This window comes from Sphingomonas sp., assembly GCF_035910975.1.
Taxonomy (GTDB): Bacteria; Pseudomonadota; Alphaproteobacteria; order Sphingomonadales; family Sphingomonadaceae; genus Sphingomonas.
Map to the genome: position 1 here is coordinate 91,299 of NZ_JAMHWM010000007.1, position 26,014 is coordinate 117,312.

A 26,014-nucleotide genomic window follows, 5' to 3' on the forward strand; every position below is an offset into this window, starting at 1 on the left:
GTCCGATGCTCGTCATCGGGCAGGCCTAGCCTTGGGCGAGGCGATCGGGCAAGCCCGACGCATGCGACAGGCGATCGACGAACTGGTTGTGGCGACGCCGGGGCAGGGACTGCACGAATTCACCCGCGCGGTGACCGGCTGGGTCGCACAGACCGGGATCGCCGCCGGCCTGCTCACCCTGTTCGTGCGCCACACCTCCTGTTCGCTGCTCGTACAGGAAAACGCCGCCCCCGCCGCGCGCCGTGACCTTGAGCGATGGTTTGCGAGGCTCGCCCCCGAATCGCGCGACTACGAGCATGACGACGAAGGCCCCGACGACATGCCCGCCCACCTGCGCGCCGCGATCACCGCGACCGGCCTGTCGATCCCCGTCGCCGACGCCCGCCCGATGCTGGGCACGTGGCAAGGCATCTACCTGTTCGAACACCGCACCGCGCCCCACCGGCGGCAGGTCGCGGTGCATCTGATCGGGAAATGACGTCTACAGAATTGCCTGCGGCCGGCTTCCGGGTAGAAATCGGTCCAGAAAATCGTAGCTTGTGGCATGCGATCGCACGTTGAATTTCGTTCACCGTCCCTGCTGGACGCGCGCGCCGACGACGACGCACCTCGCGGCAAGAGTGTCGCGGCGCTGCTGGCGGAACGTTTACCCGCGCGAGGCTATCAAATTATCCGGGTCGAGCCCGAGGATTGGGGTTGGCGGATCGATCTGGCTAACGCGGCCTTCCCCCTGTGGATCGGCTGCGGACATTATGCGGAGTATCCGGACTGCCACCTGTGCTTCATCGAACCGTCACAGCCTCACATCCGTCGCTGGCTTAAGCGTGTGGCGACCAGCGATGTGGTAGAACCGCTCGCGACGGCAATCGAGGCGGTGCTGCTGGACGACGCGCAGGTGTCCGATCTTCGATGGTGGACCGACGCCGAGATCGAATTGGGCACGCGGTAGGTTTTCCCAGTCGAAAAGCATCCTTATACCGAACCCGACGCCCGAAGGGCTTACGCCGCCTCATCCTCCGCGTCCAGCCCATAGGCCGTATGCAGCACGCGCACCGCAAGCTCGGTCTCGTCCTCGTGGATCAGCACGCTCACCTTGATTTCCGACGTGGTGATCGCCTGGATGTTGATGCCGCGCTCGCCCAGCGTGGTGAACATCTTCGACGCGACGCCGGCGTGGCTGCGCATCCCGACGCCGACGACGCTGATCTTCGCGACGCGGGTGTCGTGGACCAGGGTGTCGTACCCGATGTCGCCGCGCGCGCGGCCCAGCACGTCCAGGCTCTTGGCGAGGTCGGCCGACGGCACGGTGAACGTCACGTCGGTCGACGCCGAATTCTGGCCGGTCGAATGCGCGATGTTCTGGACGATCATGTCGACGTTGATGTTCGCTTCCGCCAGCGGCGCGAACACCGATGCGACCGCGCCGGGCTTGTCGGGCACGGCGGTCAGCGTGATCTTCGCCTCGTTCTTGTCGTGGGCGATACCGGTGATGAGCTGGCGTTCCATGGCTTCCACTTCCTCTTCGCCGACGATCATCGTCCCCGGCAGCGTATCGGCGGCGGGCGCATCGTCGTCGACGAACGACGACAGCACCTGCACGCGCACATTCTCCTTCATCGCCAGCCCGACCGAGCGGGTCTGGAGCACCTTCGCCCCCACGCTCGCCAGCTCCAGCATCTCCTCGTACGTCACGCGCTTCAGCTTGCGCGCCCTCGGCACGATGCGCGGGTCGGTGGTGTAGACGCCGTCGACATCGGTGTAGATGTCGCAGCGGTCGGCCTTCATCGCCGCGGCCATCGCCACCGCCGACGTGTCCGATCCGCCGCGCCCCAGCGTCGTCACCCGCTCGCCCGCCGCCAGCCCCTGGAAACCCGGGATCACCGCGACCTCGCGGTTCGCCATCGACGCCAGCACGCCGCCCGTCTCGATCTCGCCGATCCGCGCCGAGGCATGGCCGTCCGACGTGCGGATCGGCAGCTGCCAGCCCAGCCACGACCGCGCCGGCACGCCGATCGCCTGGAGCGCGATCGCCAGCAGGCCCGACGTCACCTGCTCGCCGCTGGAGACCACCACGTCATATTCGCGCGAATCATACAGCGCGCTCGCCTCGCGGCAGAAATTGACCAGTCGGTCGGTCTCGCCCGACATGGCGGAGACGACCACCGCCACCTCGTTGCCGGCGTCCCATTCGCGCTTCACGCGTTTCGCGACGCTGCGGATGCGCTCGATCCCGGCCATGGAGGTGCCGCCGAACTTCATCACGATACGTGCCATGCGCGGAGCCGATCTTGTCCCTTGGGGTCAACCGGCCGGGCTGATAGGAGGGGCGGATGCCGGACGCAACCGTAACGACAGATATCTTCACGACGATGATCGATCCGGGCGAAGCCGCGCATTTCGGAAAGCTCGCCGCCGACTGGTGGGATCCGAAGGGCTCGTCGGCGATGCTCCACCGCCTCAACCCGCCCCGGCTGCGCTACCTGCGCGAGCAGATCGACGCGCATTGGGGCGGCGATCCGCAGGGCTTCGCGCCGCTCGCGGGCAAGCGCGCGCTCGACATGGGCTGCGGCGCAGGGCTGCTCGCCGAACCGCTCGCGCGGCTGGGCGCGACGGTGACCGCGGTCGATGCCGCGCCGGAGAATATCGGCGCCGCGCGCGCCCACGCCGCCGCCGTCGGGCTGGCGATCGATTACCGCGCCGGCACGACCGATGCGGTGGCGGGCGAGGCGTTCGACCTGGTGGTCAGCTTCGAGGTGATCGAGCATGTCCCCGATCCCGCCGCCTTCGTGCGCGCGCTGGCGGCGGTGCTCGCGCCGGGCGGGCTGATGCTGCTCTCCACCCCCAACCGCACGCCGCTTTCGCGCCTCGCGATGATAACGATCGGCGAGGGGACGGGCCAGATTCCGCGCGGCACGCACGACTGGGACAAATTCCTGACCCCCGACGAACTGACCGCGCTGATCGAGGACGCCGGCCTCACCGTCGCCGGCACGCGCGGCCTCGCCTTCTCGCCGGGCGCCGGTTTCCACCTGAGCGAGACGACCGCCCTCGACTATTTCGTCGCCGCGGTGCGGGCCTAGGGCCGATCGACATTCAGGTCAGACCGAGGCGAAAATGGTGGTTTTGCGTGACCCGGAGCGCAGCGTACTTACGGTACGTGAGCACCGGAAGCACGTGAAACCGCCATTTGCAGGCCGGTATGGGCTGAGTGTCGATCGGTCCTAGAACAGTCGCCCGCCGTCCGGCACCGGCACGCTCGGCGACACCAGCACCACCTTGCCGTCGGCGTCGGGAAAGCCCAGCGTCAGCACCTCGCTCCTCACCGGCCCGATCTGGCGCGGCGGGAAATTGACCACCGCCGCCACCTGCCGCCCGACGAGTTCCTCCAGCGTATAATGTTCGGTGATCTGCGCCGACGACGTCTTGCGCCCGATCGCGCCGCCGAAATCGATCGTCAGGCGGTAGGCGGGCTTGCGCGCTTCGGGAAAGGGCCGCGCCTCCACGATCGTGCCGACGCGGATATCGACCGCCAGGAACTGGTCGAGGGTAATGTTATCCTGCGCTGGCGCGCCGGGTTGCGGAACGAGATGCATTTTTGCCAGCCTCGGCCTTTGGGGGAACTGCGAACCAGTTAACCTTTCGCCTTAATCCGCGCCAGAGAGCGCATTGCTATGTCCTCCGTCATAACCGCGGGAGATGGGCATATGTGGAAGATCGGGGCCGCGGGGGCGGCGATCGCCGCCGCGGGAGTGCTCGGCTTCCAGGCTGCGGAGCCCGTGACGGGATTCGAAACTACCGTTGCCGCTCCGCGCGAAACGGTCGAGCGCGCGCTGCTCGATCTCGATGTTCCCGATCAGGCCGACCAGCACCTGTCCTTCTCGAACGAGACCTGGCCCAGCCGAACACCGACCGGCCTGCAGTGGCGGGTGATAAGCGGTGGCGCCTACACGATTACCACCCTGGCGGTCGATCTCGAATCGATCGAGGGGGGCAAGGCCACCCGGCTGGTCGCACGGATCATCCCCGGCGACGCGCCGGCCGAGCGGCTCGACCAGGCGTGGCGCGCACCGGGGACCACCGCAGCCCTGTTCCGCACCCTCGTCGATGGCGAGCTGGGCGATATCGGGGTCGATCATGCCCGCTGCCGCGCGATCGTGGCCGCGAATACGCCTGATCGCCGCTCTGCGTTGTCGCAGCCCGACTTCCCTTTGCCGGATGCGGCGCTGCGGCATCCCAAGGTCAGATCCATCATGACCGACCTGGACGAGAGGTTCGCCGGCACCGGCTGCCGCGCCGATCGCTACGTGCGCGGCGCCTATTCCGAAAGGCGCATGGGTCGCGCACTGGCGCGGTTCGAGGCCAACGACGTTGTCGGGCCGGAAGCCACCGCGCGGCGCGCCGCGGCCGCGGCGGAACGCGCAGCCGCGCGCACGGGGCAACCGGCGACACCGCCCAGCGTCACGATCATGCCCGGTGAACCGATGCTCGATCCCAACCCCAAGCCGCTCCGACCTACCATGCCTTGAGCCATGCCCGCGCCGAATCTACAAAAGGTTCGATGGTCCAGAATATTCGCCTCCACCCCAGCTGGCTCGATCCGCTGCGCGGCGAGTTCGACCAGCCCTATATGGCCGACCTGCGCGAATTCCTTCGCGCGGAGCGGGCATCGGGCGCGCGCGTCTTCCCGCCGCCCGCCGAATGGTTCGCCGCCCTCGACCAGACCCCGCTTGACCGGGTGCGCGTCGTCATCCTCGGCCAGGACCCCTATCACGGCGAAGGACAGGCGCACGGCCTGTGCTTTTCGGTCCGCCCCGGCGTGCGCGTGCCGCCCAGCCTGCAGAACATCTACAAGGAACTGGAAAGCGACCTCGGCATCCCCCGCGCGTCGCACGGCCACCTCGCCCGATGGGCGGAACAGGGCGTGCTGCTGCTCAACACGACGCTGACCGTGCGGTCGGGCAGCCCGACCTCGCATGCCGGGCGCGGCTGGGAACGCTTCACCGACGCCGTCATCCGCCTGGTCAGCGACCGCGCCGGCCCGTCGGTGTTCCTGCTGTGGGGCAGCCATGCGCAGAAGAAGGCGGCGCTGGTCGACGCCGCGCGGCACTGCGTGCTCAGGAGCGTCCACCCCTCGCCGCTTTCCGCGCACGGCGGCTTCTTCGGCTGCCGTCATTTCTCGCAGGCCAACGCCTTCCTCGACCGCCACGGGCGCGGCGCGATCGACTGGGCGCTGCCCGCCTGAGCCCCCTCGCCAGACGGTCGGGAACATGCGATATCCATCATCGCTCTTTTCGCCTGACGCAGCCCTTGCCTTCTGCTAAGGCCTTGAGAGAAGGGACGTAATCGATGAAGTTCAGGCGTATCACAGGGCTGGCCTCGGCTATCGCATTGCTTGCCGGCTGCGGCGGCGGCGGCAGCGGCAGCGTCTCCACCCCGATCGCGACGGCGCCCACGCCCACGCCGACGCCGGTCCCCACGCCCAGCCCGACCCCGACGGTCGCCGGCTGCTCGCTGCGCGAACGCCAGGACTGGGTCTCCGCCCAGCTTCGCGAATGGTATCTGTTCCCCGAAACCCTGCCCGCGGTGCTCGATCCGGCGCCCTACGCCTCGGTCGATACCTATGTCGACGCGCTGACCGCCACCGCGCGCGGCCAGCGCCGCGACCGCTATTTCACCTACGTCACCTCGATCGCGGCGGAAAACGCCTATTACGCCTCGGGCGAGACGGCCGGCTTCGGCTTCCGCCTGACCACCAATTCCTCCGCGCGCACGGTGTTCGTGGCCGAAGCGTTCGAGGGCACGCCCGCGCTCGCCGCCGGGGTCGATCGCGGCACCCAGATCGTGGCGATCGGCACCTCCGCCGCCACCTTGCGCAACGTGAGCGACATCATCGCGGCCGAGGGGTCGGGCGGCGTCACCGCCGCGCTCGGCGCGAACTTCGCCGGCACCACCCGCACCTTCCGCATCCGCAGCCAGGCCGGCGTCACCTCCGACGTGACGATCGCCAAGGCCGATTACGAGCTCACGCCAGTCTCCAGCCGCTACGGCTACAAGGTGATCGACGATGCGGGCAGGAAGGTCGGCTATCTCAACCTGCGCACCTTCATCTCGACCGCCGACGCCGGGCTGCGCACCGCCTTCGCCGCCTTCCGCGCGGCGGGCGTGACGGAGGTGATCGTCGACCTGCGCTACAACGGCGGCGGTCTCGTCTCGATCGCCGAGCTGTTCGGCGACCTCCTGGGCGCCAACCGCTCCACGTCGGACGTGCTCAGCTACACCACCTTCCGCGCGGAGAAATCGTCGAACAATTCGACCCGCCTGTTCCGCACCCAGCCACAGGCGATCGGCGCCACGAAGATCGCGTTCATCGGGATGAGCGGCACGGCGTCCGCCAGCGAACTCGTCATCAACGCCTTCCTGCCGTATCTCGGCCGCAACGTCGCGCTGGTCGGCACCAACACCTATGGCAAGCCGGTCGGCCAGATCGCGCTCGACAAGGCGGCGTGCGACGACCGGCTGCGCGTCGTCGCCTTCGCGACCCAGAACCGCGATCGCTCCGCCGCCTATTTCGACGGCCTCGCCAGCGTCGTCCAGTCGACCTGTCAGGCGGGCGACGACGTCACCTATCCGCTCGGTGACGCGCGCGAGGCCTCGATCGCCGCCGCGCTCAACTTCCTGGGCGGCCGAAGCTGCGCACCGATCTCCAGCGCCACCCAATCCTTCGCCGCGCGCAGCCTGTCGTCGGGCACCAACGAACTGCTCGTCCCCGACCGCCCCGACACCGTCCAGCGCGAGGTGCCGGGCGCGTTCTAGGGGGTGGGTGAATCTGGCGAGCACGTCGCGTCCCTGATCCCGAAACCGACACCTAAGCCGGAGACGCGCTCCCCGCCCGTCGCCGTGCCGGACGCGCAAGCCGCTTGTCGCCGGCGGCGCGGCGTGGGAAGCCGTCGGGCGATGACCGCCCGCCCGCTCACTCCCGGAGAGACCGCGCTCGCCGCGCGCATGTTCGGCGACGCGATCGATTATGGCGCGGTGCGGATCGCCAACCGCAAATGGGCCTTTTTCCAGCCGCGTCACGTGACGATGGCGCCGCGCGGCTGCATCCATTTCCACCCCCGGGGCGGGCTCTATTGCGACGATTTCGCCTGTGCGCCGGCCGACCTGCAGGGGCTGTTCATCCACGAGATGACGCATGTCTGGCAGCATCAGAAGGGCATCTTCCTGCCGATCGCGCGCCATCCCTTCTGCCGCTATGCCTACAGCCTGAAACCCGGCTGGCCGCTGGCACGCTACGGCATCGAGCAGCAGGCCGAGATCCTCCGCCACGCCTTCCTGCTCCGCGCCGGCCGCGTGGTGCCCGGCGCGCCCGAGCTGCGGCAATATGAGACGGTACTGCCGTTCAGGGGGTCGTCGATATCCGCGTGATCGGGATACCCCATTCGACGGGCAGCGCCGCCTGCGACGCGACAGGCGAGCCGTCCGGGCCACGCGCCGGCGCATAGCGCGCCCGCGCCACGATCAGCCGGCACGCCCGCGCCTCCAGCCTGGGTATCTTGGCCGAAACCGCCATCCGGCAGTCAGTTATGCGGCCGTCGACGCCGACCTCCAGGAGAGCGACCATCACCGTCTTGTTGACGGCGGCGGCGCGCAGGTCCGGGTCGGACGGCTCGAGGCGAAAGTCGATCGGCGCTCCCGTGGGCTGGGCCGGAACGGTGACCGCTGCAAGGCGCTCCGCATCGAAACCCCACGTCTTCGCAAGGTCGCGCTCACAGGCCTCGAGCGCCTTGATTGCCGCCGCCGCCCCGGTAGGCGCAATGGACAAGGCGTGCTTGCCATTGAGTTCGACCGCGATCGTCCCGGCCGTTGCGAGCGCAGGCACGTCGGCCCGGCTCAAATGGATATCGACCGTCCGGTCCATACCGGCGATCCGCTCGAAATTCGAATAGAGCGCCGCAATCGGAGCCCCTGATGCCGGGATTACCCGCGCGCGGCCCTGGATACGATCGCCCCGCGCCCATTGCGCAGAACTGTTGATTACCAGGTCCACCGGGCCGAACACCGTCGTGGGCCGCACCGTGACAACGGCGAGCCCATTCCCGATCCCGAAGTGGCGACTGAGCGCGCATCCCGCCGGCTGGTAATCGATCCGCCACTGACTCGACGGCGCGAGCGGCTCCGCCTGCTGCATGGCAAGGGCACCCGGCACCCACGCCAGCGAAAGCAACAGAGTGACAAGAGCAAGATATCGGAGGGCTTTCACCGCGCCATCGCTACGCCCCGTAGCGGATGACGTCGAGTCCCACCCTTACCGCCGCCGCCCGAACAGCCCGTCGAAGAACGCCGTCGCCGCCTTGCCGAACGCGTCGGCGATCTCCTGCGGGTCGATCTGCGGCCGGCCCATGCCGTCGGGCGGCGGCGCAGGAGGGACTGGGGGCACGGGCGGCACCGGCGGGACGGGTGGAACCGGCGGCTGCGGCGGCACCGGAGGAACCGGCGGCACCGGAGGGCGCGGGGCGTTGGCCTTGGCCGCCACCGCGCTCGCCGCCATCGCCAGGCCGGCGGCGATCATCCGCCGGCCTTCCGCCGTCTGCACCCGCGCAATCACCTTCTCGGCCGATTTGCGTACCGGCTTCGACAGTTTCATGCCGCCGATCGTCTTGGGCAGCTTGCCGGGCTTCGCAGCCTTGCTCTTCTTCTTCGCCGCCGAATCCTTCTTCGCCATCGCCGCGTGCCTCATCAAAGTGTACGAATAAGATAATACACTTCGCGCGGTTGCCAAGGGGTTACACGAACAGCCCGAATCCCGCCGCGGCCTCGGCGCTGGCGCGGTCGTGGATGTAGGCGGCCGGATCGGCGATGCCGGTCAGCGTGGTGGTCGCCAGCGTGCCGTCGGCGCGGACGTAGCTGATCGTCACGTCGCCACCCTGCCCGGCGAAGACATAGCGCGCCGCCTCGCCCGACAGCGCCAGGCTGTCGCCGCGCCCGAAGCCGGCGATCGTCCCGCCCTGCGCCGCATCGCCGGCATGGGTGTAGCGATAGTCGCCGTCCGCCGCATTCTGGCTGCCGCCGATCGCGACGCCGGTCGCAGTTCCCGCCGCCGCCACCTGCACCCCCGCCGCCGTCACCGCCTGCCCGCCCAGCCGCATCGTCTGGGTCGCGGTGTCGAACACCAGCACCCGCTCGGCATCGTCGAAGCGGATCGTCGCGCCGGTGACGCCGACCGGGATCGTCACCCGCTCGCTGCCCGACGTCAGTACGATCGTGCTGCCGTTGCGCACCGCGCTGTACGTCGCCGCGTCGCCCGACAGGTCGATGCGGTCGCGTCCGGCGTTGAACGACGGGTCGAACGCCACGCTCGCGCCCTTCGCCACCGCGACCGTCTCCACCCCGTCGCGCGCGCCCAGCACCGTCACCGTGCCGTGCGCGGTCGCCGATCCGTCCTTTATCATCTGGAGCAGCGCCGGCGCCGCGCCCGCGCTGCCCGACACGCTCGCCGTGCCGGGCGCGGCCGTGACGATCGCGGCGCTGGTCCCGATCACCTGCCCGCCCAGCTTCGCCGCGCCCGCCGCCGTGTCGAGGATCAGCGTGCGCACCCCGTCGGCGAAATGGATGTCGACCGCCGCCGGCCCGACCGGAATCGCGATCGCGCTGTCGCCGTCGTTGAGCAGCACCGTCGATCCGCTGCGCGACACGGTATAATCGCCCGCCGCCCCCGCCAGCCGCACCCGGTCGCCCCCGCCGTTGAACGACGGGTCGAACGTCACCTGCCCCGGCGTATCGAGCACCGTCACGTCCTGCAGGCTCCCCCGGATGCCGAACACCGTCCCGCTGCCCGAAACCGTCGCGGCATCGGTCACCAGCAGCTGGAACCGCGCGGCGACGGGTGGCGATGCGGCCGTCGCAAACTCATAGTTGCTGATCGCCGCCGCGGCGACGCCGCCCACCGTCACCGCCCCTGCGGTCATCGATACGACGTAGTTCACCCCGGCCACGAGAGGGCGCGCCGGATCGATCGTCACGACATTGCCCGCGATCGTGACGCGGGAGCCCGCGATGTCGAAGGTTTCGATCGGGGTGCCGTCGCCCGAGCGCAGCGCGATCGTGCCAGATCCGCGCGCCACCGCGGCAGCAAAGACGATGCGGATGTCGGCCACCGGCGACACCCCCGCGTCACCGTCGGCGGGCCATAGCGCGATCGGGGCGGGGCCTGCCGGCACCGGGGTGACGAGCCGCGCGTTGACCTCGGCGAGCGTATATCCGCTGACGCCGTCCAGTCGCAGCAGGCCACCGTTATATTGCATGACCAAGCCACTCGGCCCATAGGTCAGCGTGGTGAACTGTCGTCCGTCGAGGTCGATGAAATCCTCGGACATCGAGAAATCGGTGATGACGTCGCCGTCGCGCGCTTCGCGGAACACGAAGATGTCGGCGCCCGCGCCGCCGGTCAGCCGGTCGCCGCCCGCGCCGCCTTCGATCACGTCGTCTCCGTCGCCGCCTTCGATCACGTCGCCGCCGTTGCCGCCGTAGAGCCAGTCGTCGCCCGCGCCGCCCATCAGTGTGTCGTCGCCGTCCATCCCCATCAGCCGGTTGGCGGCGTCATTGCCGGTAATGCGGTCCGCCGCCGATCCGCCGGTCACATTCTCGATCAACGTGCCCAGCGCGATGCCCAGATTGTCGGTACGGGTGAAGGTGTCGGGCGCCTGCAGGGTCGACTGGATGAACGCCTGGAACGACGGGAAGCGCGCCACCCAATAGGCGGTCTGCGCCTCGATGCTCCACAGCCCGATCGTCGAATAGCCGCCGGGCGTCAGGTCGACGATGTTGGGCCGGGTGAAGTTCGACAGGTCGATCGTGTCGATGCCCCCGGCGTCGTAGATCGACTGGAACGTCGCCGCATCCTGATCGAAACGGTAGACGGTGTCGCCGCTGCGGGTCTTGGTGTCGGCGCCATAGATCGCCTGCACCGCCGCGATATCGAGCACCATCGGCGTGATCGCCACCGCCTGGATGAAGTCGGCGCGGATCGAATTGCCCACGGCGCGGAACGTCACCACGATGCTCGCCGCCGCCTCGGTATAGGACATCACGGTATAGCGCGTGTTCTCGAACGGCGCGGGGATCGGCGGCGTGCCGAAACTGTGCGTCAGGCCCATCACATGGCCCAGTTCGTGCACCAGCACTTCGTAATTGTAGGTGCCGGTCGCGAAGCTTTCGCCGCGCATGTCGGCGTTGATCCACACGTCGCCGGTCTTGCCGCCGGGCGCCTGCGGGCTGCCCGAATAGGCATAGGCGGCGGTGTCGTTCGCCATGTCGTGGCTGGTGAAGGCGACGCGCACCTCGCCCCGGCCGGCGGCATTGTCGGCCACTTCGGTGAAATCGGGCGCGATCAGCTCGTCCCACGCCGCCAGCGCCGCGCGGAACGCCGCCGCCTGCTCGGGCGTGACGATGCTGTAGGTCGAAAACGGCTCGGTCCCCGCCGCATAGCCCGGCCACAGGCTCGCCGCGGTCGGCAGCGAAAAGGTGAACTGCGAACCGCCCAGCCGGATCCCCGCGCGCGTCAGCGCCGCGGTGATCTCGGCGAGCGAGAGCGTTACGTTTGCCATGCCGACCCACCCCGCGACTGAACGGTCCCGCCCCTGCGCGCAAACTCCTTACCCGATCGTGAACGGGTTGAGAAGATTGGGGAAATGCTGGCCCGGATTTCATCCGGCCGCAGTGGCCTTCGGCAAGCCTTCGCGCGAAATTCTATGCGACGCCGCGTGTCCATGCCGAGCCGCCGCGGAACCATCGTCACCCAACCCACCTTGCCGCCCGCGTCACCCTTTCCCATCTGGCGCGTTGCACCGCCGTCCTCGCTTGCCCCATCCGAACAAATATGGAACATGCCGCCCCATGAGCCTCACCCACATCTCCGTGCGCGGCGCGCGCGAGCATAATCTCAAGGGCGTCGATATCGACATTCCGCGCGATACGCTGACGGTCATCACCGGGCTGTCCGGGTCGGGCAAGTCCAGCCTCGCGTTCGACACCATCTATGCCGAGGGGCAGCGCCGCTATGTCGAGAGCCTGTCGGCCTATGCCCGCCAGTTCCTGGAACTGATGCAGAAGCCCGACGTCGATCATATCGAGGGGCTGTCCCCCGCCATCTCGATCGAACAGAAGACCACCAGCCGCAACCCGCGTTCCACCGTCGCGACGGTCACCGAGATCTACGATTACATGCGGCTGCTGTGGGCGCGCGTCGGCGTACCCTATTCGCCCGTGACGGGGGAACCGATCAGTGCGCAGACGGTCAGCCAGATGGTCGACCGCGTGATGGCGCTGCCGGAAGGGACCCGCCTCTACCTGCTCGCCCCCGTCGTGCGCGGGCGCAAGGGCGAGTATCGCAAGGAACTCGCCGAATGGCAGAAGGCCGGCTTCAGCCGCGTGCGCGTCAACGGCGAACTCCACGACATCGACGAGGCGCCCGCGCTCGACAAGAAGTACAGGCACGACATCGAAGTCGTCGTCGATCGCATCGTCGTCAACGCCGACCAGGCCACCCGCCTCGCCGAAAGCTTCGAGACCGCGCTGAAGCTCGCCGAGGGGCTCGCCTATGTCGATCTGGTCGACACCACGGTGGCGGAGGCGCTTTCTCTCTCCCTCTCCCCTTCAGGGGAGAGGGTCGGGGAGAGGGGGCGGGGTCTCACCGAGACCAATGCCCGCGGCACCGCCCCTCTCCCAACCCTCTCCCCTGAAGGGGAGAGGGCTAGCGGAATGAAAGGCGCTTCCGTCCCCGCGAACCGTATCGTCTTCTCCGAAAAATTCGCCTGCCCCGTCTCGGGCTTCACCATTCCCGAGATCGAACCGCGCCTGTTCTCGTTCAACGCCCCCCAGGGTGCCTGCCCGGCCTGCGACGGGCTAGGCGAAAAACTGGTGTTCGACGAGGATCTCGTCGTCCCCAACCACGCGCTCAGCATCAAGAAGGGCGCGGTCGTCCCCTGGGCGAAATCCAATCCGCCCAGCCCCTATTACATGCAGGTACTGGGCAGCCTCGCGCGCGAGTTCGGCTTCAGCCTGGAAACGCCGTGGAGCGACCTGCCCGGCGAGGTGCGACTGATCGTCCTGCACGGCACCGGCGGCAAGCCCGTCACGCTCACCTTCGTCGACGGCCGCAAGTCCTATGACGTGAAGAAGCCGTTCGAGGGCGTGATCGGCAACCTCAATCGCCGCATGCTCTCCACGGAAAGCGCGTGGATGCGCGAGGAGCTGTCCAAATACCAGTCGTCGCAACCCTGCGAGACCTGCCACGGCGCCCGCCTCAAGCCCGAGGCGCGCGCGGTCAAGATCGCCGGCCAGGACATCAGCCACGCCACCCGCCTGTCGGTCGTCGACGCGCTCGCCTGGTTCAAGTCGATCCCCGCCAGCTTCACGCCGCAACAGGCGGAGATCGCCCGCGCGATCCTCAAGGAAATCGACGAGCGGCTCGGCTTCCTCAACAACGTCGGCCTCGACTACCTCAACCTCGATCGCACCTCCGGCACCCTCTCCGGCGGCGAATCGCAGCGCATCCGCCTCGCCTCGCAGATCGGCTCGGGCCTCTCAGGCGTGCTCTACGTCCTCGACGAGCCCTCGATCGGCCTCCACCAGCGCGACAACGACATGCTGCTCAAGACGCTGCGGCGCCTGCGCGATCTCGGCAACACCGTGCTGGTCGTCGAACATGACGAGGACGCGATCCGTACCGCCGACTACGTCATCGACATGGGCCCCGGCGCCGGCGTCCACGGCGGTGAAATCGTCGCCCACGGGACGTTCGATCAGGTGCTGGCCAGCCCCGACAGCATCACCGCCGATTATCTCGCCGGCCGCCGCCAGGTCCCGCTCCCCGCCGCCCGCCGCAAGGGCAACGGCCGCAAGCTCACGGTCGAGAACGCCACCGCCAACAATCTGAAGGGCGTCACCGCGTCGCTCCCGCTCGGCACCTTTACCTGCATCACGGGCGTGTCGGGCTCAGGCAAGTCGAGCTTCACCATCGACACGCTCTACGCCGCCGCCGCGCGCGAACTGAACGGCGCGCGCATCCTCTCGGGCAAGCATGACCGCATCACCGGCCTCCAGCATCTCGACAAGGTGATCGACATCGATCAGTCGCCGATCGGCCGCACCCCGCGCTCGAACCCCGCGACCTACACCGGCGCCTTCACCCAGATCCGCGACTGGTTCGCCGGCCTGCCCGAGGCGCAGGCGCGCGGCTACAAGCCCGGCCGCTTCAGCTTCAACGTCAAGGGTGGCCGGTGCGAGGCGTGCCAGGGCGACGGCGTGCTCAAGATCGAGATGCACTTCCTCCCCGACGTCTACGTCCAGTGCGACGTCTGCCACGGCGCCCGCTACAACCGCGAGACGCTGGAGGTGAAGTTCAAGGGCCGCTCGATCGCCGACGTGCTCGACATGACGGTCGAGGACGCGGTCGAGTTCTTCAAGGCCGTGCCGCCGATCCGCGACAAGATGGCGATGCTGGCGGAGGTCGGCCTGGGCTACGTCAAGGTCGGCCAGCAGGCGACGACGCTGTCGGGCGGCGAGGCGCAGCGCGTGAAGCTCGCCAAGGAACTCTCCCGCCGCGCGACCGGCAACACGCTCTACATCCTCGACGAGCCGACTACCGGCCTCCACTTCGAGGACGTCCGCAAGCTGCTGGAAGTCCTCCACGCGCTGGTCGAGCAGGGAAATACGGTCGTCGTGATCGAGCACAATCTCGACGTCATCAAGACGGCCGACTGGGTGCTCGACCTGGGGCCGGAGGGCGGCGTCAAGGGCGGGGAGATCGTGGCGCAGGGGACGCCGGAGGAGGTGGTGAAGGCGGAAGGGAGCTTTACCGGGCGGTATCTGGCGGGGTTGTTGAAGGCGGTGGACGTGGTCGCGGCCGAATGAGCGGCTACCGCCCCGAGTTCGAAGCCGGCCTGCGCTTTTTCGCGCGTCTCAGCGACGCGATGTCCGCCCGCGACCAAAAAGCTGGTCGCCGGCAAGACGACCTTCCCGCCGAGCATCAGGTTCACGGCCCCAGGTTCAGGTCCGCGAACGATCCCATAATTCGCGACACCAAGCCCCAGGTCAGCCAGCCCAGTACCACCGTCCCGCCAACAATCACGCCGATCCACCCCGCCCCCCGGATTGCGCGTGCTTCCACCACCAGATCGGTTTTTTCATCCCAGGTCGATCGCTCGCCCGTCTCGATTTCCTGATAGCTACGAATCAGCGCCGCGAGACTAAGCAAAGGGATTGCCAGCGCGATGCCCCAGATCAACAGCCAGCCTTCGCGGCGCAAGGCCCGTCCGTAGCTTGTCGGAACGCCGTCGTTCGGGACCACGCGCAGACCGAACATCCACTTGCCGATTGTCCTGCCGCGCCACGCGATCAGCGCAGCCGTGCTGAGAATCGACAACGCCCACATAAGCGGGCCGTAGATCAGCATGCTCTTCCAGCGCGATTCCTCGACAACGAATTCGAACACCGGGTCCGGCGCAAAGATACCGACCAGTAAAGCGACCACCATCAGCGGGATTTGCCCGAAGACCATCACGTCGATCATCCGCGCGCCATAGCGCCGCCACGGATGGCTATCGCGGTCCCATTCCGCCCTTGCGGCATCCGAGATTTCGCCGTCCACGGCTCTCCCCTTCTTACGCCGACTCTAATCGAAAGCATTGCGTCGGGAAGTGCGTTCGCTTCCCGATCACGTCAGGATCGAACCGCAGCGTCATCGCACCTCCACGAACCGCTCACCCGCCGCCAGCAGCCGCTCAATCTGCTCCCATCTTGACTCCAGCCACGCCGCCAATGCGCGGTTGGTCGTATTCCCGCACCGCAGCCACCGCAGCGCGAAGCGATCAGGCAGCCGCAGCGTCACGAAATCCTCGTCATTGCTGACCAGGATCGCACCGTCCGCCTCCACGCGCGTTGCGATCGCGCTGTCGCTCGCCGAGACCATTCCGATATCCACGACATGCGCCGCCTCATGCCCGCGCTCGCGCACACACGGCACCAGCGCCAGCGACAGTTGCGCGTCGATCAGGAAGTTCATTCGGCGGCGATGACGACCGGGTGATCAGCCAGCCCGGCCGCATAGGCCAGCACCGCGCGCACGTCGGCTTCGCTGACATAGGGGAAGTCGGCGGCGATCTCCTGCGCGCTCGCGCCGCCCGCCAGCGCTTCCAGCACATCGCTGATCCGCATCCGCGTCCCCGCCACGGTCGGCCGGCCGCCGCAGATCGCTGGGTCGATCGAGATGCGTGGGTGGCCGTCGAGCGTCATATCGGCGGGATGGGGCGATTCTCCGTTTCGGTCAATTTCCGTGAGCGAGCGGGTACTTTAATCGCCCGCCGCGACAAAGCCGCGAGCCTGCCCCGGCGCAGGCCGGAGTTGCTGGGAATTTACGGTGACAGCGCCCTAACCCGCCAACCCCACCGCCTTCCGCAGCGCCTCGTTGATCCGCCCCTGCCACCCCGGCCCGTCCTCCCGGAACTTCGCGATCACGTCCGGGTCGAGCCGCAGCGTCACCTGCTGCTTGGCGCGTCCGCGCATCGGCGGGCGGCCGCGCACCACGCCGTTGGGGCCGAGATAGCCGGTCGCCGGCCGGATGACCTTCCCGCCGATCGAGAACTCGGCGATGTCGAGCATCTCGTCGGTCAGTTCGGGCGCATCGTCCGCCGGATCAAGCCAGGCGCCCCCGGTATTTGGCGTATTCTCGGTCATTGGCCTTCCTCATCGAAATCACCCGACGACCCATCGTCGTCTCGGTCCAGATCACCGCCACCAACCGTTCGCCGAGCAAGCCATAGGTGATGATTCGCGGCTCCGGATATACCGTCCGGTCATCCTCGAACTCGAATACCGGCCCGTCGAACACCTTCGCGGCGTCGGCGAAATCCAGGCCGCGATCCGCCAGCGTCAGCGCCCGTTTGACCGGATCGAAGCTGATCTCCACCTTTATGGAACTCCATAAAGTGCCAAGTCAAGTGCAGCCTGCAAGCTACCACCGCTCCACGCAAGAACAAATATGGAACTTCCAAAGTTGGGCACTGATATACCTGACTCAGTAAACCTCAATCGCGTCTGCACTTCGCCAAAAAAGGCGATGCTGTTGCCCACCTTAACGCCATGCTGCACAAGTATGATGTCCGAGACAAAGTGAGCGAGGAAGACTCAAAGGTCCTGATTGCAGCGTTGGCTCCGCACCCAGAGGGCGATGAGAAGATCGGCTCAGGCATCGCTGGTTTCAGCGTTAGGACCGCTGATTATGGCACTAAGTGCTTCTGGGTGAATCGGACCGACGGAACCAGCGAAAAATTCGCTCATCGGGCTTGCGTTTGCGGCAACGTCCGCCCCAGCTGACTCTCGACATTCGGGGCTTAGCATTTAGTGCGCCGCGCTCGCTGGCCGATCACGGAATTCATGAAGCCACCCGTGATGGAATGATCGGCGATGCTGCCTCAATTCTCAACACAGCGCTGCGGGCGTTTAATACCAAAATTTGTCAGGCTGGAGGGTCCCAGCCAGAGTAGCGATTATGCCAGTTAGGATAATTTATGAGCAAATCGCCTCGAAAAAACCGGCCACGATCTCTCGCTCTCGAGCCGGTGGGCTCCCATTTTGCGTTTCCGCGACTGCATGGGTTGACCTGCTTGGTTACGGCTCGATGATCGCCGATGCCGAACTAAACCCAATCGATCCGCGTGCGAAGGCGGCAGTTACCCGGCTTCGGATGTTTCACCGGATCGTCGCTGAACATAGCGATCGCCACTACAGAACGCTTGTCATTAACGACGGCGCCATTGCGTGTAGGGACCTTTCTCTGCGCGATAACGGAGTTAAGCATGATTTTCTCCAGCGATCACACCAGCTATTTCATGCCATCTCGGATAACGAACACCGAGATGAGTGGCTAGGCGCCAGGATGGTTGTTGGGCTTGGCTTTCGTGCCCGAGGGAGCAGGCGCGGGATCGACGATGCGGAACGTCGGGTTGGCATGATCCTCGCCGAAATGGCCGCTGGCAATTCCGCCTGCCGCAACTCGCCCGGGCGAAGCAGCACGTGCGGGGAGAGACGCATTGCCATGACGGTGACCTTGTGGCCGCCGTAGCCGTCAATGGCCCGAAGCAGAGCGCCGACCTCGGACGGCCGCGTGATGGCCGCAAAATGCTTGACCTTGGGCACGGCGATCGCGCCGCGAAGGTCGGCGGCGACATCCTTGTCGCACCGAACGGTCGCCACGCCATAGCGGAACACACGGCTCAGGACGCTGCGCATGCGCCGTGCGCTCTCGTAGGCGCCGGTCGCCTCGACCTTCCGAAGTACGGCGAGCGCCTCATGCGGCGTGATCTGGGCGATTGGGATCGTGCCGATCAATGGATAGGCCTTAGCGAGCAACCAGCGGATTTTATCGACGGTCACTGGCGCGAGACCGTCCCGCTCGCATTTGACAAGCCATTCCTCGGCGACCGCCTGGAAGGTGTTGGCAGCGGCGTATTTGGCAGCGATCCGGGCGCGCTTCTTCTCCAGCGCCGGGTCGATCCCCTCGGCAATCTTCTTCTTGGCTTCGTCGCGCCGGACTCGCGCCTCCGCGAGGCTTATGGTCGGCCACCCACCAAGATGAAGCTTCTTCTGTTTGTCCAGAAAACGGTAGTTGAAGCGCCACAGCTTCGAGCCGTTGGGCTGGATGACGAGATAGAGGTTTTGAGAATCGGAAAGGTTCCCAGCCTTCGCTCTCGGCTTGGCGGCATTGATCTGAATGTAAGTCAGCATGGTCGTTTTCCCAGCAAAGCCGGGTCGATCCGAGGGCAACAAAAAGGGCAGCATTTTGTGGTCGCTGCACATGCCCTTAGCCGGATTTCGCCGGACGGTGCCTGGCGATTCTCGGTCTAAAAATGCTGTTAAACCAGTCGCTTGCTGGACTTTGCTGGACGCACTTAGCGCCAGAAAGTGGTGCCAGAAGAGCTGTCTGGAAAAGCACCTAAGCGATTGATTTCTCAATCAAATCATAGACTTGAGAAGTCGCCGGAGCCATCAATAGCACGATCTGGATTCGTGGAAAAGGCTGGACGTAAATGGACGGGTCGGTTCGAGTCCTTCTGGGCATCCGGCTGATTGGTGCTTTGTCCGAAATACACCTACAAGTTTCGGACAGATAAGCGGGCAGGCAGGCACTATGTCAGCGCCTTCTCCAGCGCGCCTAGGCCCGCCTTGTGGCGCTCCGGGCTGGCTTCGCGAAATTTGCGGATGTTCATCAGTTTGAACTGCGGCGCGGGCAACTCGGCCAGCGCTGCGATCGGAAAGCGGCTCCAGTCCGGATCGCCGGCCTCGAAGGTCAGAAGAAAGGCGCGATCGTTATCGGTGAACGATCCGCTAAGCGCGCTGATCAGTCGCTCGAGCGTTGCCTGGTGATCGTCGTAGGTGAAAGGCTCGAACGGCATGCCTGCGAACTGGGACCGAAAGGCTTCACGCTGATCCTTGCGCACAGGATCGACGAGTTCGGCGATGGGGCGGCCGTGGCTGACGAAGCCGGCGATCGCGCCCAGGCGAACCTCGTCCGTCAGGCCTTCCCTGTCGAGCAGACGCCTGACGTCGAACAGGTCGCGGGGATGCTGTCGATCAAGCGCCGCGCAGATCTTTCCGCCGAACAACTCGCCGTGTGACACGCACCGCGCCTCTACAAAGGCTTCGAATTGTTCCTGCACCTTGTCGGAGCAGGCTAGGTCGCGCACCGGGAACAGGTAACCCCGGAGCGATGGATTGACCTCGATCTTCACCTGCGTGCGGACGCGCTGGCAATTGAGCTTCACCTCCATGCGCTCGTCGCCCTGTCGCGCCTGGGTGACACGGGTCGGCGGCAACCGATGCTCGATCTCCGCACCTATGCGCGCCAAGGCTTCGCCGATCGCGGCGAGCGACTCCTTGCGGTCGTTGTTGGGGAGATAAGTCAGGTCGATATCGACCGACAGGCGCGGTAGATCCCATTCAAACAGATTGATGGCGGTGCCGCCCTTAAGCGCGAAGGCCGGCTCCGCCATCACCAGCGGCAGGATATCGAGAAGTAACCGGACTTGGTCGCGATAAGGCTCAGCCATGATCGACCAAATCCTTTGGAAGCAGAAGCTGGTATTTCGCGACATAGCGCCCGTTCGGCACGAGGCTGCGGTCGCCAGTCCCAAGATCGATCCGGTCAAGGTCGAGATGCCGCATCACCGGCAAGTTGGCCCGCTCTGCAAGGTAGAGGAACAGCCTGCATACCTTGATGGAGGCGCATTGCTCCAGCAGGCTCTGCATGAGCTTAGGCCGTATCGAGGTCATGCTCTCGATGATCATTCCGGCCTCGACGAGGTCGAACTCTTTCGGGGCGAGATGCAGCAGCTCCAGGGCCGCGCGTTCCACGCCGGATGTTTTCAACGCAAAGCCTTCGGACACCTGCTGCTCTGTTAGCCCAAGGCCGGGAGGCAGAAGCTTGGTCTGAACATGCCGGACATCATCGCCCCAGTGGGTTCTGAACCAGAGCGGCAGCGCGACGTTGAGCGGTGAGAACAGATAGACCTTGGTGTTAGCGAACCGGACATAATGGCTGTTGCCCGACATCTCGAGCGCGGTCAGCGCCCCTACATGGACCGGCAGCCGTAGCTGGGTCTGCAGGCTGTGCAGCGCGCCCTGCCAAGCCACCGTCTCCGCCGGACGTTTAAAGGCGCCGCGGCCGAGCGACGTCAGCCAGCGCGATGACGTATAATTCTGAATGTCTTGCGACGTTATTCCGAGGGTCTTGAGATAGGCGCTGGTCGCGACGCTGCGTGGCTCCCACGCATCGAGCATCGACCTTAATTTTTCTGACCGTGGTAGGCTCATAGCATATTTCTGGCATAATTTTCAATGAAAGTCAAGGTTAGCCTCGAAATCCGTGCCTCATCAATGCCCATGATATATTACAGGTATATATTTCAATGTCCCACGCGCGAGAAACAGATCCCTTAGGCGCACAGGACTCGCCACATGGCGGCCGGCTTTGTGAGTGCGCATGGTCGGCTGAGACCGCGCCTGTCGAGTCTCTTCCGCCTTCACTTCGTTCGATTTATGTTCTACTAAGTGAGCTTGATGGAGAACACAAATGTACGAAGGTTTCGACAGTTTCTGCAAATTGCCGACCTGGGACACATCACACGCACTCGATGAGCGGCGATTCCGGGCTGCTCTCAGTGAGGTCGTGCATCTTCCGGACTTTTCTCCTGAAGAGATGGGCCGGTACATCCAGCTGAATCATGCAGAGCCAATCTGGCCGAAGACCGCCGCGCAGCTCGACACGGTCATCGATCGTCTCGTGGAACATGCGACGGTCGAGCAGAATCGTACCCACTGCCGCGTCTAGCCAGCTATTGGCTGCGTGATGAGTTCGTCCATCTTGGATGCCAGGGAGGCAAGCCTCTACCTCAAGATCACGCCCGAGTTGCTGTTCTATTACGTCAGATACGGCGCAAAGGGACGTGACGGCGGAACGCTTCCGACCGCCGACGGCTTGGCCGCTACGCGATTCAGCAGGGACGAGCTCGAAGCTTACGACACCTACCTCCGGGAGCCATGGCCCTCACCTGACGGCACTCGGGCGCCGATACCGAAGGGCGTGCGTGATTATCTCAAGATCGAAGCGGGCGGAATGTGCGCGCGCTGCGGAGAAGGCGCGCCGCTGCACGACGCGCACATAGTCGGCTGGGAAACCAGTCGATCGAACCACCATCACAACTTGCTTCGGTTGTGCGGCAACTGCCACGGAAAATACGATACCGGCGCCATCCTGCGCAGCGAGATCCAGCGCATCAAGGCGGGTGCGGTGGACCGCGTGCAAAGACGAATAGCCGGGACGCGCAAATCCTATTGGCCCATTGCTGCTGCGCCGCCGATGACGCCGCAGTTCCTCGGTCGCGACGCGGAACTGTCGGAAGCGATCGACGCTCTCCGCTCGGGTGAAAGCCTGTCGATCTTGGGCATGGGCGGCATTGGGAAGACACAGCTCGCCCTGCATGCTCTGCGGACTGCCATTGACGAGCGCCCCATCGTCTGGATCGGCGTGGATATCCTCAGCGGCTCGTCCACAGTGGCAGATGCGCTCGTTGCCCAAGCCCGAGGAGCCGGCATCGCGTTCGAGGATGGGAGACCTCTTCTCGACGAGGCACGCGCGTGCGTGGTGTTCGATGGAATCGAGCGGCTTGGCCGAGATCAGGACGAGGTGGCTGATCTACTTGAGCGCCTGCTCGCGGACTGCACCGATACACTGATCCTTGTCACCTCGCAGGTGAGCGTTCCTTGGCTACGATTCGATCGGGAGCTGCGGCTCGGCCCGCTGGACGACCAAGCTTCGATCGGTCTGCTTGAGGCTCACGCCGGCGACAGTTCACTTCAACCGGCTACCACGAAATTGCTGCAGTTCGCAGACGGGCATCCGCTAACGCTTCGTATCCTGGCTGCCTTGATCCGTCATTTCGGCAACGCCGACGGTGTTGTCGAACGGCTGGACCGTCTCGGCGCCGAGGCCGTTTCCGTGCCGCGGCGTCGGCAGCATTCGGAACGGTCGTCGCTGGTTCACTGTCTTGACCTGGCCTATTCGCTCTTGAGCGTCGCGGAACGTCGGTTGCTGTGGATGGTGGCTTTGAGCCCGGGGGGCTTACGGCCAGGATTCCACGATATGGATCGACTCGTCAGGAGCGAGCCCGTCGAGGCCGAGATGCGCCGGCAGGGTATTCCTACCACCAAGGAGGCGATCCAGCGCGAGATCCGCAATCTGATCGAGGTCGGCAATGGCGGCACTCAGCTCAAAGAGGAAGGCACCAAGCTCCTCAGCCGCTACGCGGTCCGGGGCTTCGAACTGATCCGCGAGGAGATTCCCAAGCCCCGCACGCTCGAGGATTTTCTGGTGGCCTATTACCAGCGGTGGAAGCTGGCCGAAGACAGCACGGAACAGCCAGCGAGCGACGAGGACGAGACGACTGCGGCACCGCCGGCTTCATAGGGGATGAAATGCGCGCGTCGTGCATTCAACGCGATGGTCACCGCGCGCGTTCTTCATCTGGCATGAGCTGTCGCGCCCGGCATCCAGACCGGCGCACACCATAGAGCAATGGCGAAGATCTGTGCCTATTGCGACGCGCCGCCGCCGCTCACCAAGGAACATATCTGGCCGAACGGCTTCCTGAGGCGCGGCGATTTCGGGGTCAAATTCTCGGCCAAGGCAAACAAAACTTTTGCCGGCGATCTCACCATTTCGGACGTATGCGCCAAGTGCAACAACGGCCCGCTGAGCGCGCTCGATGCGCATGCCTGCGAACTGTTCGATCGGCGCTTCTCCAAGTTCGTCGAGGTCGGCGCCACCGTCCCCTTCACCTACGACTATGGCCTGCTGATGCGCTGGCTGTTGAAGATCTCGTTCAATTCCGCGCGGTCGACTGGCCAGGACGTCGCGCTCCTCGGCCGCTATCGCGAGACGATCCTGACCGAATATCCGTGCTCGCCGGCGTTCGTAGCTGCCTATGTAGCGACGATCTCGCCATCGCTTATGATGAACCCGGAAACTGGCACCACAAAAAAGGTCTATCCGCATATGGCGCGGTGCGGGCCACTGCAGATTCCCGGCGTCGACGTCAGCGACCTCCTCGTCACGCGCTGCGTGATGATCAATTCCTTCATGTTCAGCTTGCTCATCACCCGGACGAGCGGGATTCGGACGAGCCGCGTAGCAGCGCTGCTGCCGCACATCCCAGGCGTACCGCTGGGGTTCGACGGTCGCATGCGGATTGGCCCGCCCTCATTGCCCGCGCATGTCGCATTGGGTGGCGTGGAGGCTTGGCCCAGGATGTAGAGCCCGCGATGATCGGCCGTTGCCACCTAAAGTCCGATCTTTTCGGAGTCGTTTCAATTACCCGACAAGTCGGCTAGCTTTGACGCCAAGTGCGGGGGCGAGAATGGGAGGGGCCTTTGGAAGAGGATGTCGATCGCGGGATATCGGTTCCGCCCGCTTGGCAAGTGCTGTATCGACGTTGGAATCGGCCCAAAGCACAGATTTCCTTCTGGACATTCCTGGCCGTCGGCATCGTGCTGCTCGGCGGCCTAGCAGTCTGGATCGAGTTTTATCGATACGCATTCATCTCCCCTGCGCCAAAGTCTCTTCCTGATCTTCACCCGTTGCAGCTCGCGCTTGCGACGGCGGGCCTTGCGATCGGGGGCCCGGCCGCAATGCAAATGCTTTATAGCCGGGACAAGCTCTGCATCGTCACCGCTGTTATTCTGTTCACGGTCGTAATGATCTTCGCGATGTATCTGATGGTTTTCGGCGAGGCGCATCAGACCGGCACGCTGGTCGGGGGTCTCATTTGTCTCATACCAGCCATTTTGGCGTGGGTGCTCGCCAATGGCGAAGACGATATCTTCCAGGATGAGGTCCGTGACGACGCCTCCACCGGTGGAAACCCGATGCGGCCGCTTGGGTCTCCTACGACGGCCGTGAAGGTTTAGCGATGGCCCAGACCGTCTATCCGCTCCGGGTGCCCGCCCTGCGTGTCGACCAACCCGTCGGCACCTTCTTCGCCGTGGTCCTGACGGCGCGCACGCTCCTCGACGTGGCGTTCAGCGATGTGGTCAGCGCCAAGCTGAACCAGCTGACTGGGGGCTATGACGTCGATGGCGCGCAGCGACTGTCGGACCCGCGCCGGCTGGACGCGATCGCGCGCTACATCAATCGCGTCGATGCCAGCTTTCCGAACTCGATCATTCTCGCCGCGAACATGCACAGCACGTCGACACGCATCGAAGGCGATATCGATGTCGACGATGACGAGCAGGGAGACGAAGCGGAGGAGCAAGCCGAGCTCGCCAAGCGCTGGTCGATCGAGCAGGTGCCGCCGCCCCAAGCCGCTGAAGGCCCCCAAGCCGGAGCCGAGGCGAACGCGGTAGCCGATGCCGGACTAGAGATTGCTGTAGAGGGTGAAGAATATTTCCTGACCATTCCGACCAGCGAGAAGCTTGCCGCGGTCATTGACGGCCAGCACCGCCTGTTCGCCTTTGCGAGAGCCGACCCGGCGCGGCTCGACGATCGCTTGCTATGCTCCGTATTCATCGATCTGCCGAAATCGATGCAGGCGCAGATCTTTGCGACGATCAATTCGAACCAGAAGGCGGTCGACAAGAGCCTCACCTACGAATTGTTCGGCTATAATCTCGCGGACGAGCCCGAGGATCAGTGGAGCCCCGAAAAGCTCGCCGTCTTCCTGGCCCGGCGCATCGCGACCGACCCCGATTCGAAGATGAAGGGCCGGGTCGCCGTGGCACCGGTCAACGATTTCGCCTCGGCCGCCGCGATCGCCAAATCAACGATGAAGATCTCTTTCGCGGTGATCGTGGGCGGCATTGTCCGTCTGATCAGCTCCAATCCGAAAGAGGATGCCAACAAGCTTAAAAAGACCGCTGCCACCAAACGCAGCGCGCTCCCGCTCAGCAAGCCACCACTCCGAAGCGTCTACATCGAGGGAGATGATGCGTTCCTGTACGCAGCGACACGCAATTTTCTGAACGCATGCGACACCCTCTTCTGGGCTGAAGCGCCGCCCAGTTCCTTCATCAGGAAAACGGTCGGCGTGCAGGCGCTGTTCGACATCTATCGCGAGATCGCGAAGTCCATGTTCGAGGAAGGCGACATGACCGAAGAGGCTTTCATCGCACGACTGCAGCCCGCGGCCGGTGTAGATTTCGCCAACGTCAGGTTTCAGAACGCTTCCGGGTCAAACCGCACGGCGATCCGGCGTATCATTCGCGTGCGAATGGGCCTCCTCAGTGCGAATGAATTGCCTCCGGGAGATGAGCAATTTCTCTAAGCATGATTAGAATGCGCTGGGATCAAAGATGGTTAGTAATATCGGTCTGTTGTAAATCGGGGCTTCGGAACTACGGCGCAGGTTCCCATGTTTACCGATACCACCTGCCCGCAGCGTTCGCTTAATGGTCTGCAACCGCTAAG

The 26,014-nt window shown here is 65.3% G+C and carries 27 protein-coding genes; 14 read left to right on the top strand and 13 right to left on the bottom strand.

Annotation, left to right across the window (positions count from 1 at the left end; all coding sequences use genetic code 11):
* The first annotated feature begins 61 nt into the window (after positions 1-61).
* On the top strand, positions 62-478 hold the full coding sequence (locus tag VYI76_RS02035; RefSeq protein ID WP_326523104.1) for a secondary thiamine-phosphate synthase enzyme YjbQ: 417 nt from the start codon (positions 62-64) through the stop codon (positions 476-478).
* A 66-nt stretch (positions 479-544) separates the two neighbouring features.
* Positions 545-949: a hypothetical protein gene (locus VYI76_RS02040; protein WP_326523105.1), complete on the top strand. Its 405-nt coding sequence runs from the start codon at positions 545-547 to the stop codon at positions 947-949.
* 50 nt (positions 950-999) lie between these two features.
* Here the strand turns inward: VYI76_RS02040 and VYI76_RS02045 are convergent, their stop codons facing one another.
* Positions 1,000-2,274: an aspartate kinase gene (locus VYI76_RS02045; protein ID WP_326523106.1), complete on the bottom strand. Its 1,275-nt coding sequence runs from the start codon at positions 2,272-2,274 to the stop codon at positions 1,000-1,002.
* 56 nt (positions 2,275-2,330) lie between these two features.
* Here VYI76_RS02045 and ubiG point away from each other — a divergent pair, with 56 nt between their 5' ends.
* Positions 2,331-3,080: a bifunctional 2-polyprenyl-6-hydroxyphenol methylase/3-demethylubiquinol 3-O-methyltransferase UbiG gene (gene ubiG, locus VYI76_RS02050; protein ID WP_326523107.1), complete on the top strand. Its 750-nt coding sequence runs from the start codon at positions 2,331-2,333 to the stop codon at positions 3,078-3,080.
* Positions 3,081-3,221: 141 nt separating this feature from the next.
* On the opposite strand, the gene VYI76_RS02055 is transcribed toward ubiG, so the two are convergent.
* Entirely contained in the window at positions 3,222-3,593 is a 372-nt protein-coding gene (locus tag VYI76_RS02055; RefSeq protein ID WP_326523108.1) for a tRNA-binding protein, read from the bottom strand.
* Positions 3,594-3,704: 111 nt separating this feature from the next.
* On the opposite strand from VYI76_RS02055, the gene VYI76_RS02060 reads away from it, so the two are divergent.
* The 4 genes from VYI76_RS02060 to VYI76_RS02075 all read left to right on the top strand — a co-directional run bounded on the left by VYI76_RS02060 (position 3,705) and on the right by VYI76_RS02075 (position 7,425).
* Positions 3,705-4,526: a hypothetical protein gene (locus VYI76_RS02060; RefSeq protein WP_326523109.1), complete on the top strand. Its 822-nt coding sequence runs from the start codon at positions 3,705-3,707 to the stop codon at positions 4,524-4,526.
* A gap of 32 nt (positions 4,527-4,558) precedes the next feature.
* Positions 4,559-5,242 carry a uracil-DNA glycosylase gene (ung, locus tag VYI76_RS02065; protein ID WP_326523110.1) on the top strand — a complete coding sequence of 228 codons (684 nt, stop codon included), beginning with the start codon at positions 4,559-4,561 and terminating at the stop codon, positions 5,240-5,242.
* A gap of 104 nt (positions 5,243-5,346) precedes the next feature.
* Positions 5,347-6,813, top strand: a complete 1,467-nt coding sequence (locus tag VYI76_RS02070) for a S41 family peptidase (RefSeq protein WP_326523111.1) — start codon at positions 5,347-5,349, stop codon at positions 6,811-6,813.
* Between the two features lie 141 nt (positions 6,814-6,954).
* Positions 6,955-7,425, top strand: a complete 471-nt coding sequence (locus tag VYI76_RS02075; protein ID WP_326523112.1) for a vgr related protein — start codon at positions 6,955-6,957, stop codon at positions 7,423-7,425.
* On the opposite strand, the gene VYI76_RS02080 is transcribed toward VYI76_RS02075, so the two are convergent.
* Genes VYI76_RS02080 through VYI76_RS02090 form a run of 3 tightly spaced genes read right to left on the bottom strand, consistent with a single transcriptional unit; the run spans position 7,400 to position 11,603 of the window.
* Positions 7,400-8,260, bottom strand: a complete 861-nt coding sequence (locus VYI76_RS02080; protein ID WP_326523113.1) for an energy transducer TonB — start codon at positions 8,258-8,260, stop codon at positions 7,400-7,402. The two genes, VYI76_RS02075 and VYI76_RS02080, sit on opposite strands and share 26 nt — an antisense overlap.
* Positions 8,261-8,305: 45 nt before the next feature.
* Complete coding sequence (locus VYI76_RS02085) at positions 8,306-8,737, bottom strand: hypothetical protein (protein WP_326523114.1); 432 nt, start codon at positions 8,735-8,737, stop codon at positions 8,306-8,308.
* Positions 8,738-8,783: 46 nt separating this feature from the next.
* The gene (locus VYI76_RS02090; protein ID WP_326523115.1) at positions 8,784-11,603 is read right to left on the bottom strand and encodes a M10 family metallopeptidase C-terminal domain-containing protein; all 2,820 of its coding nucleotides are present in this window, start codon (positions 11,601-11,603) and stop codon (positions 8,784-8,786) included.
* 289 nt (positions 11,604-11,892) lie between these two features.
* On the opposite strand from VYI76_RS02090, the gene uvrA reads away from it, so the two are divergent.
* Entirely contained in the window at positions 11,893-14,910 is a 3,018-nt protein-coding gene (uvrA, locus tag VYI76_RS02095) for an excinuclease ABC subunit UvrA (protein ID WP_326523116.1), read from the top strand.
* A gap of 121 nt (positions 14,911-15,031) precedes the next feature.
* Here the strand turns inward: uvrA and VYI76_RS02100 are convergent, their stop codons facing one another.
* From VYI76_RS02100 to VYI76_RS02120, 5 genes are all read right to left on the bottom strand, one after another.
* Positions 15,032-15,646, bottom strand: a complete 615-nt coding sequence (locus VYI76_RS02100) for an RDD family protein (RefSeq protein WP_326523117.1) — start codon at positions 15,644-15,646, stop codon at positions 15,032-15,034.
* Positions 15,647-15,736: 90 nt separating this feature from the next.
* A complete protein-coding gene (locus VYI76_RS02105) occupies positions 15,737-16,060 on the bottom strand; it encodes a DUF5615 family PIN-like protein (protein ID WP_326523118.1) in 324 nt (107 codons plus the stop codon).
* Complete coding sequence (locus VYI76_RS02110; RefSeq protein ID WP_326523119.1) at positions 16,057-16,290, bottom strand: DUF433 domain-containing protein; 234 nt, start codon at positions 16,288-16,290, stop codon at positions 16,057-16,059. Before VYI76_RS02110 ends, VYI76_RS02105 begins: the two co-directional genes overlap by 4 nt.
* A 135-nt stretch (positions 16,291-16,425) precedes the next feature.
* Complete coding sequence (locus VYI76_RS02115; RefSeq protein ID WP_326523120.1) at positions 16,426-16,731, bottom strand: BrnA antitoxin family protein; 306 nt, start codon at positions 16,729-16,731, stop codon at positions 16,426-16,428.
* Positions 16,691-16,963: a BrnT family toxin gene (locus tag VYI76_RS02120; RefSeq protein ID WP_326523121.1), complete on the bottom strand. Its 273-nt coding sequence runs from the start codon at positions 16,961-16,963 to the stop codon at positions 16,691-16,693. Before VYI76_RS02120 ends, VYI76_RS02115 begins: the two co-directional genes overlap by 41 nt.
* Before the next feature lie 173 nt (positions 16,964-17,136).
* Here VYI76_RS02120 and VYI76_RS16795 point away from each other — a divergent pair, with 173 nt between their 5' ends.
* Positions 17,137-17,370 (top strand): DCL family protein, encoded by a 234-nt coding sequence (locus VYI76_RS16795; RefSeq protein WP_443018884.1) that lies wholly within the window; start codon positions 17,137-17,139, stop codon positions 17,368-17,370.
* 513 nt (positions 17,371-17,883) lie between these two features.
* Here the strand turns inward: VYI76_RS16795 and VYI76_RS02125 are convergent.
* The 3 genes from VYI76_RS02125 to VYI76_RS02135 form a co-directional block, all read right to left on the bottom strand.
* Positions 17,884-18,852 (bottom strand): tyrosine-type recombinase/integrase, encoded by a 969-nt coding sequence (locus VYI76_RS02125; protein ID WP_326523122.1) that lies wholly within the window; start codon positions 18,850-18,852, stop codon positions 17,884-17,886.
* A gap of 329 nt (positions 18,853-19,181) precedes the next feature.
* Positions 19,182-20,147, bottom strand: a complete 966-nt coding sequence (locus tag VYI76_RS02130) for a nucleotidyl transferase AbiEii/AbiGii toxin family protein (protein ID WP_326523208.1) — start codon at positions 20,145-20,147, stop codon at positions 19,182-19,184.
* Positions 20,095-20,865, bottom strand: coding sequence for a type IV toxin-antitoxin system AbiEi family antitoxin domain-containing protein (locus tag VYI76_RS02135; RefSeq protein ID WP_326523123.1), 771 nt, complete (start codon positions 20,863-20,865; stop codon positions 20,095-20,097). Before VYI76_RS02135 ends, VYI76_RS02130 begins: the two co-directional genes overlap by 53 nt.
* Positions 20,866-21,124: 259 nt before the next feature.
* Between VYI76_RS02135 and VYI76_RS02140 the strand changes: the two genes are divergently transcribed.
* The 5 genes from VYI76_RS02140 (at position 21,125) to VYI76_RS02160 (ending at position 25,871) form a co-directional block, all read left to right on the top strand.
* Positions 21,125-21,382, top strand: coding sequence for a hypothetical protein (locus VYI76_RS02140; RefSeq protein WP_326523124.1), 258 nt, complete (start codon positions 21,125-21,127; stop codon positions 21,380-21,382).
* A gap of 18 nt (positions 21,383-21,400) precedes the next feature.
* The gene (locus VYI76_RS02145; RefSeq protein WP_326523125.1) at positions 21,401-23,017 is read left to right on the top strand and encodes a hypothetical protein; all 1,617 of its coding nucleotides are present in this window, start codon (positions 21,401-21,403) and stop codon (positions 23,015-23,017) included.
* 108 nt (positions 23,018-23,125) lie between these two features.
* Entirely contained in the window at positions 23,126-23,863 is a 738-nt protein-coding gene (locus tag VYI76_RS02150; RefSeq protein WP_326523126.1) for a hypothetical protein, read from the top strand.
* A 116-nt stretch (positions 23,864-23,979) separates the two neighbouring features.
* The gene (locus tag VYI76_RS02155; RefSeq protein ID WP_326523127.1) at positions 23,980-24,516 is read left to right on the top strand and encodes a hypothetical protein; all 537 of its coding nucleotides are present in this window, start codon (positions 23,980-23,982) and stop codon (positions 24,514-24,516) included.
* Positions 24,517-24,518: 2 nt separating this feature from the next.
* On the top strand, positions 24,519-25,871 hold the full coding sequence (locus VYI76_RS02160) for a DGQHR domain-containing protein (RefSeq protein WP_326523128.1): 1,353 nt from the start codon (positions 24,519-24,521) through the stop codon (positions 25,869-25,871).
* Positions 25,872-26,014 lie beyond the last annotated feature (143 nt).

Excerpts from the sequence above, each read along its gene's own strand:
- VYI76_RS02035 (WP_326523104.1), top strand. The coding sequence starts at position 62 with ATGCGACAGGCGATCGACGAACTGGTTGTGGCGACGCCGGGGCAGGGA.
- VYI76_RS02040 (WP_326523105.1), top strand. The coding sequence starts at position 545 with ATGCGATCGCACGTTGAATTTCGTTCACCGTCCCTGCTGGACGCGCGC.
- VYI76_RS02045 (WP_326523106.1), bottom strand. The coding sequence starts at position 2,274 with ATGGCACGTATCGTGATGAAGTTCGGCGGCACCTCCATGGCCGGGATC.
- ubiG (WP_326523107.1), top strand. The coding sequence starts at position 2,331 with ATGCCGGACGCAACCGTAACGACAGATATCTTCACGACGATGATCGAT.
- VYI76_RS02055 (WP_326523108.1), bottom strand. The coding sequence starts at position 3,593 with ATGCATCTCGTTCCGCAACCCGGCGCGCCAGCGCAGGATAACATTACC.
- VYI76_RS02060 (WP_326523109.1), top strand. The coding sequence starts at position 3,705 with ATGTGGAAGATCGGGGCCGCGGGGGCGGCGATCGCCGCCGCGGGAGTG.
- ung (WP_326523110.1), top strand. The coding sequence starts at position 4,559 with ATGGTCCAGAATATTCGCCTCCACCCCAGCTGGCTCGATCCGCTGCGC.
- VYI76_RS02070 (WP_326523111.1), top strand. The coding sequence starts at position 5,347 with ATGAAGTTCAGGCGTATCACAGGGCTGGCCTCGGCTATCGCATTGCTT.
- VYI76_RS02075 (WP_326523112.1), top strand. The coding sequence starts at position 6,955 with ATGACCGCCCGCCCGCTCACTCCCGGAGAGACCGCGCTCGCCGCGCGC.
- VYI76_RS02085 (WP_326523114.1), bottom strand. The coding sequence starts at position 8,737 with ATGAGGCACGCGGCGATGGCGAAGAAGGATTCGGCGGCGAAGAAGAAG.
- VYI76_RS02090 (WP_326523115.1), bottom strand. The coding sequence starts at position 11,603 with ATGGCAAACGTAACGCTCTCGCTCGCCGAGATCACCGCGGCGCTGACG.
- uvrA (WP_326523116.1), top strand. The coding sequence starts at position 11,893 with ATGAGCCTCACCCACATCTCCGTGCGCGGCGCGCGCGAGCATAATCTC.
- VYI76_RS02105 (WP_326523118.1), bottom strand. The coding sequence starts at position 16,060 with ATGAACTTCCTGATCGACGCGCAACTGTCGCTGGCGCTGGTGCCGTGT.
- VYI76_RS02110 (WP_326523119.1), bottom strand. The coding sequence starts at position 16,290 with ATGACGCTCGACGGCCACCCACGCATCTCGATCGACCCAGCGATCTGC.
- VYI76_RS02115 (WP_326523120.1), bottom strand. The coding sequence starts at position 16,731 with ATGACCGAGAATACGCCAAATACCGGGGGCGCCTGGCTTGATCCGGCG.
- VYI76_RS16795 (WP_443018884.1), top strand. The coding sequence starts at position 17,137 with ATGCTGCACAAGTATGATGTCCGAGACAAAGTGAGCGAGGAAGACTCA.
- VYI76_RS02125 (WP_326523122.1), bottom strand. The coding sequence starts at position 18,852 with ATGTGCAGCGACCACAAAATGCTGCCCTTTTTGTTGCCCTCGGATCGA.
- VYI76_RS02130 (WP_326523208.1), bottom strand. The coding sequence starts at position 20,147 with ATGTCGCGAAATACCAGCTTCTGCTTCCAAAGGATTTGGTCGATCATG.
- VYI76_RS02135 (WP_326523123.1), bottom strand. The coding sequence starts at position 20,865 with ATGAGCCTACCACGGTCAGAAAAATTAAGGTCGATGCTCGATGCGTGG.
- VYI76_RS02140 (WP_326523124.1), top strand. The coding sequence starts at position 21,125 with ATGTACGAAGGTTTCGACAGTTTCTGCAAATTGCCGACCTGGGACACA.
- VYI76_RS02145 (WP_326523125.1), top strand. The coding sequence starts at position 21,401 with ATGAGTTCGTCCATCTTGGATGCCAGGGAGGCAAGCCTCTACCTCAAG.
- VYI76_RS02150 (WP_326523126.1), top strand. The coding sequence starts at position 23,126 with ATGGCGAAGATCTGTGCCTATTGCGACGCGCCGCCGCCGCTCACCAAG.
- VYI76_RS02160 (WP_326523128.1), top strand. The coding sequence starts at position 24,519 with ATGGCCCAGACCGTCTATCCGCTCCGGGTGCCCGCCCTGCGTGTCGAC.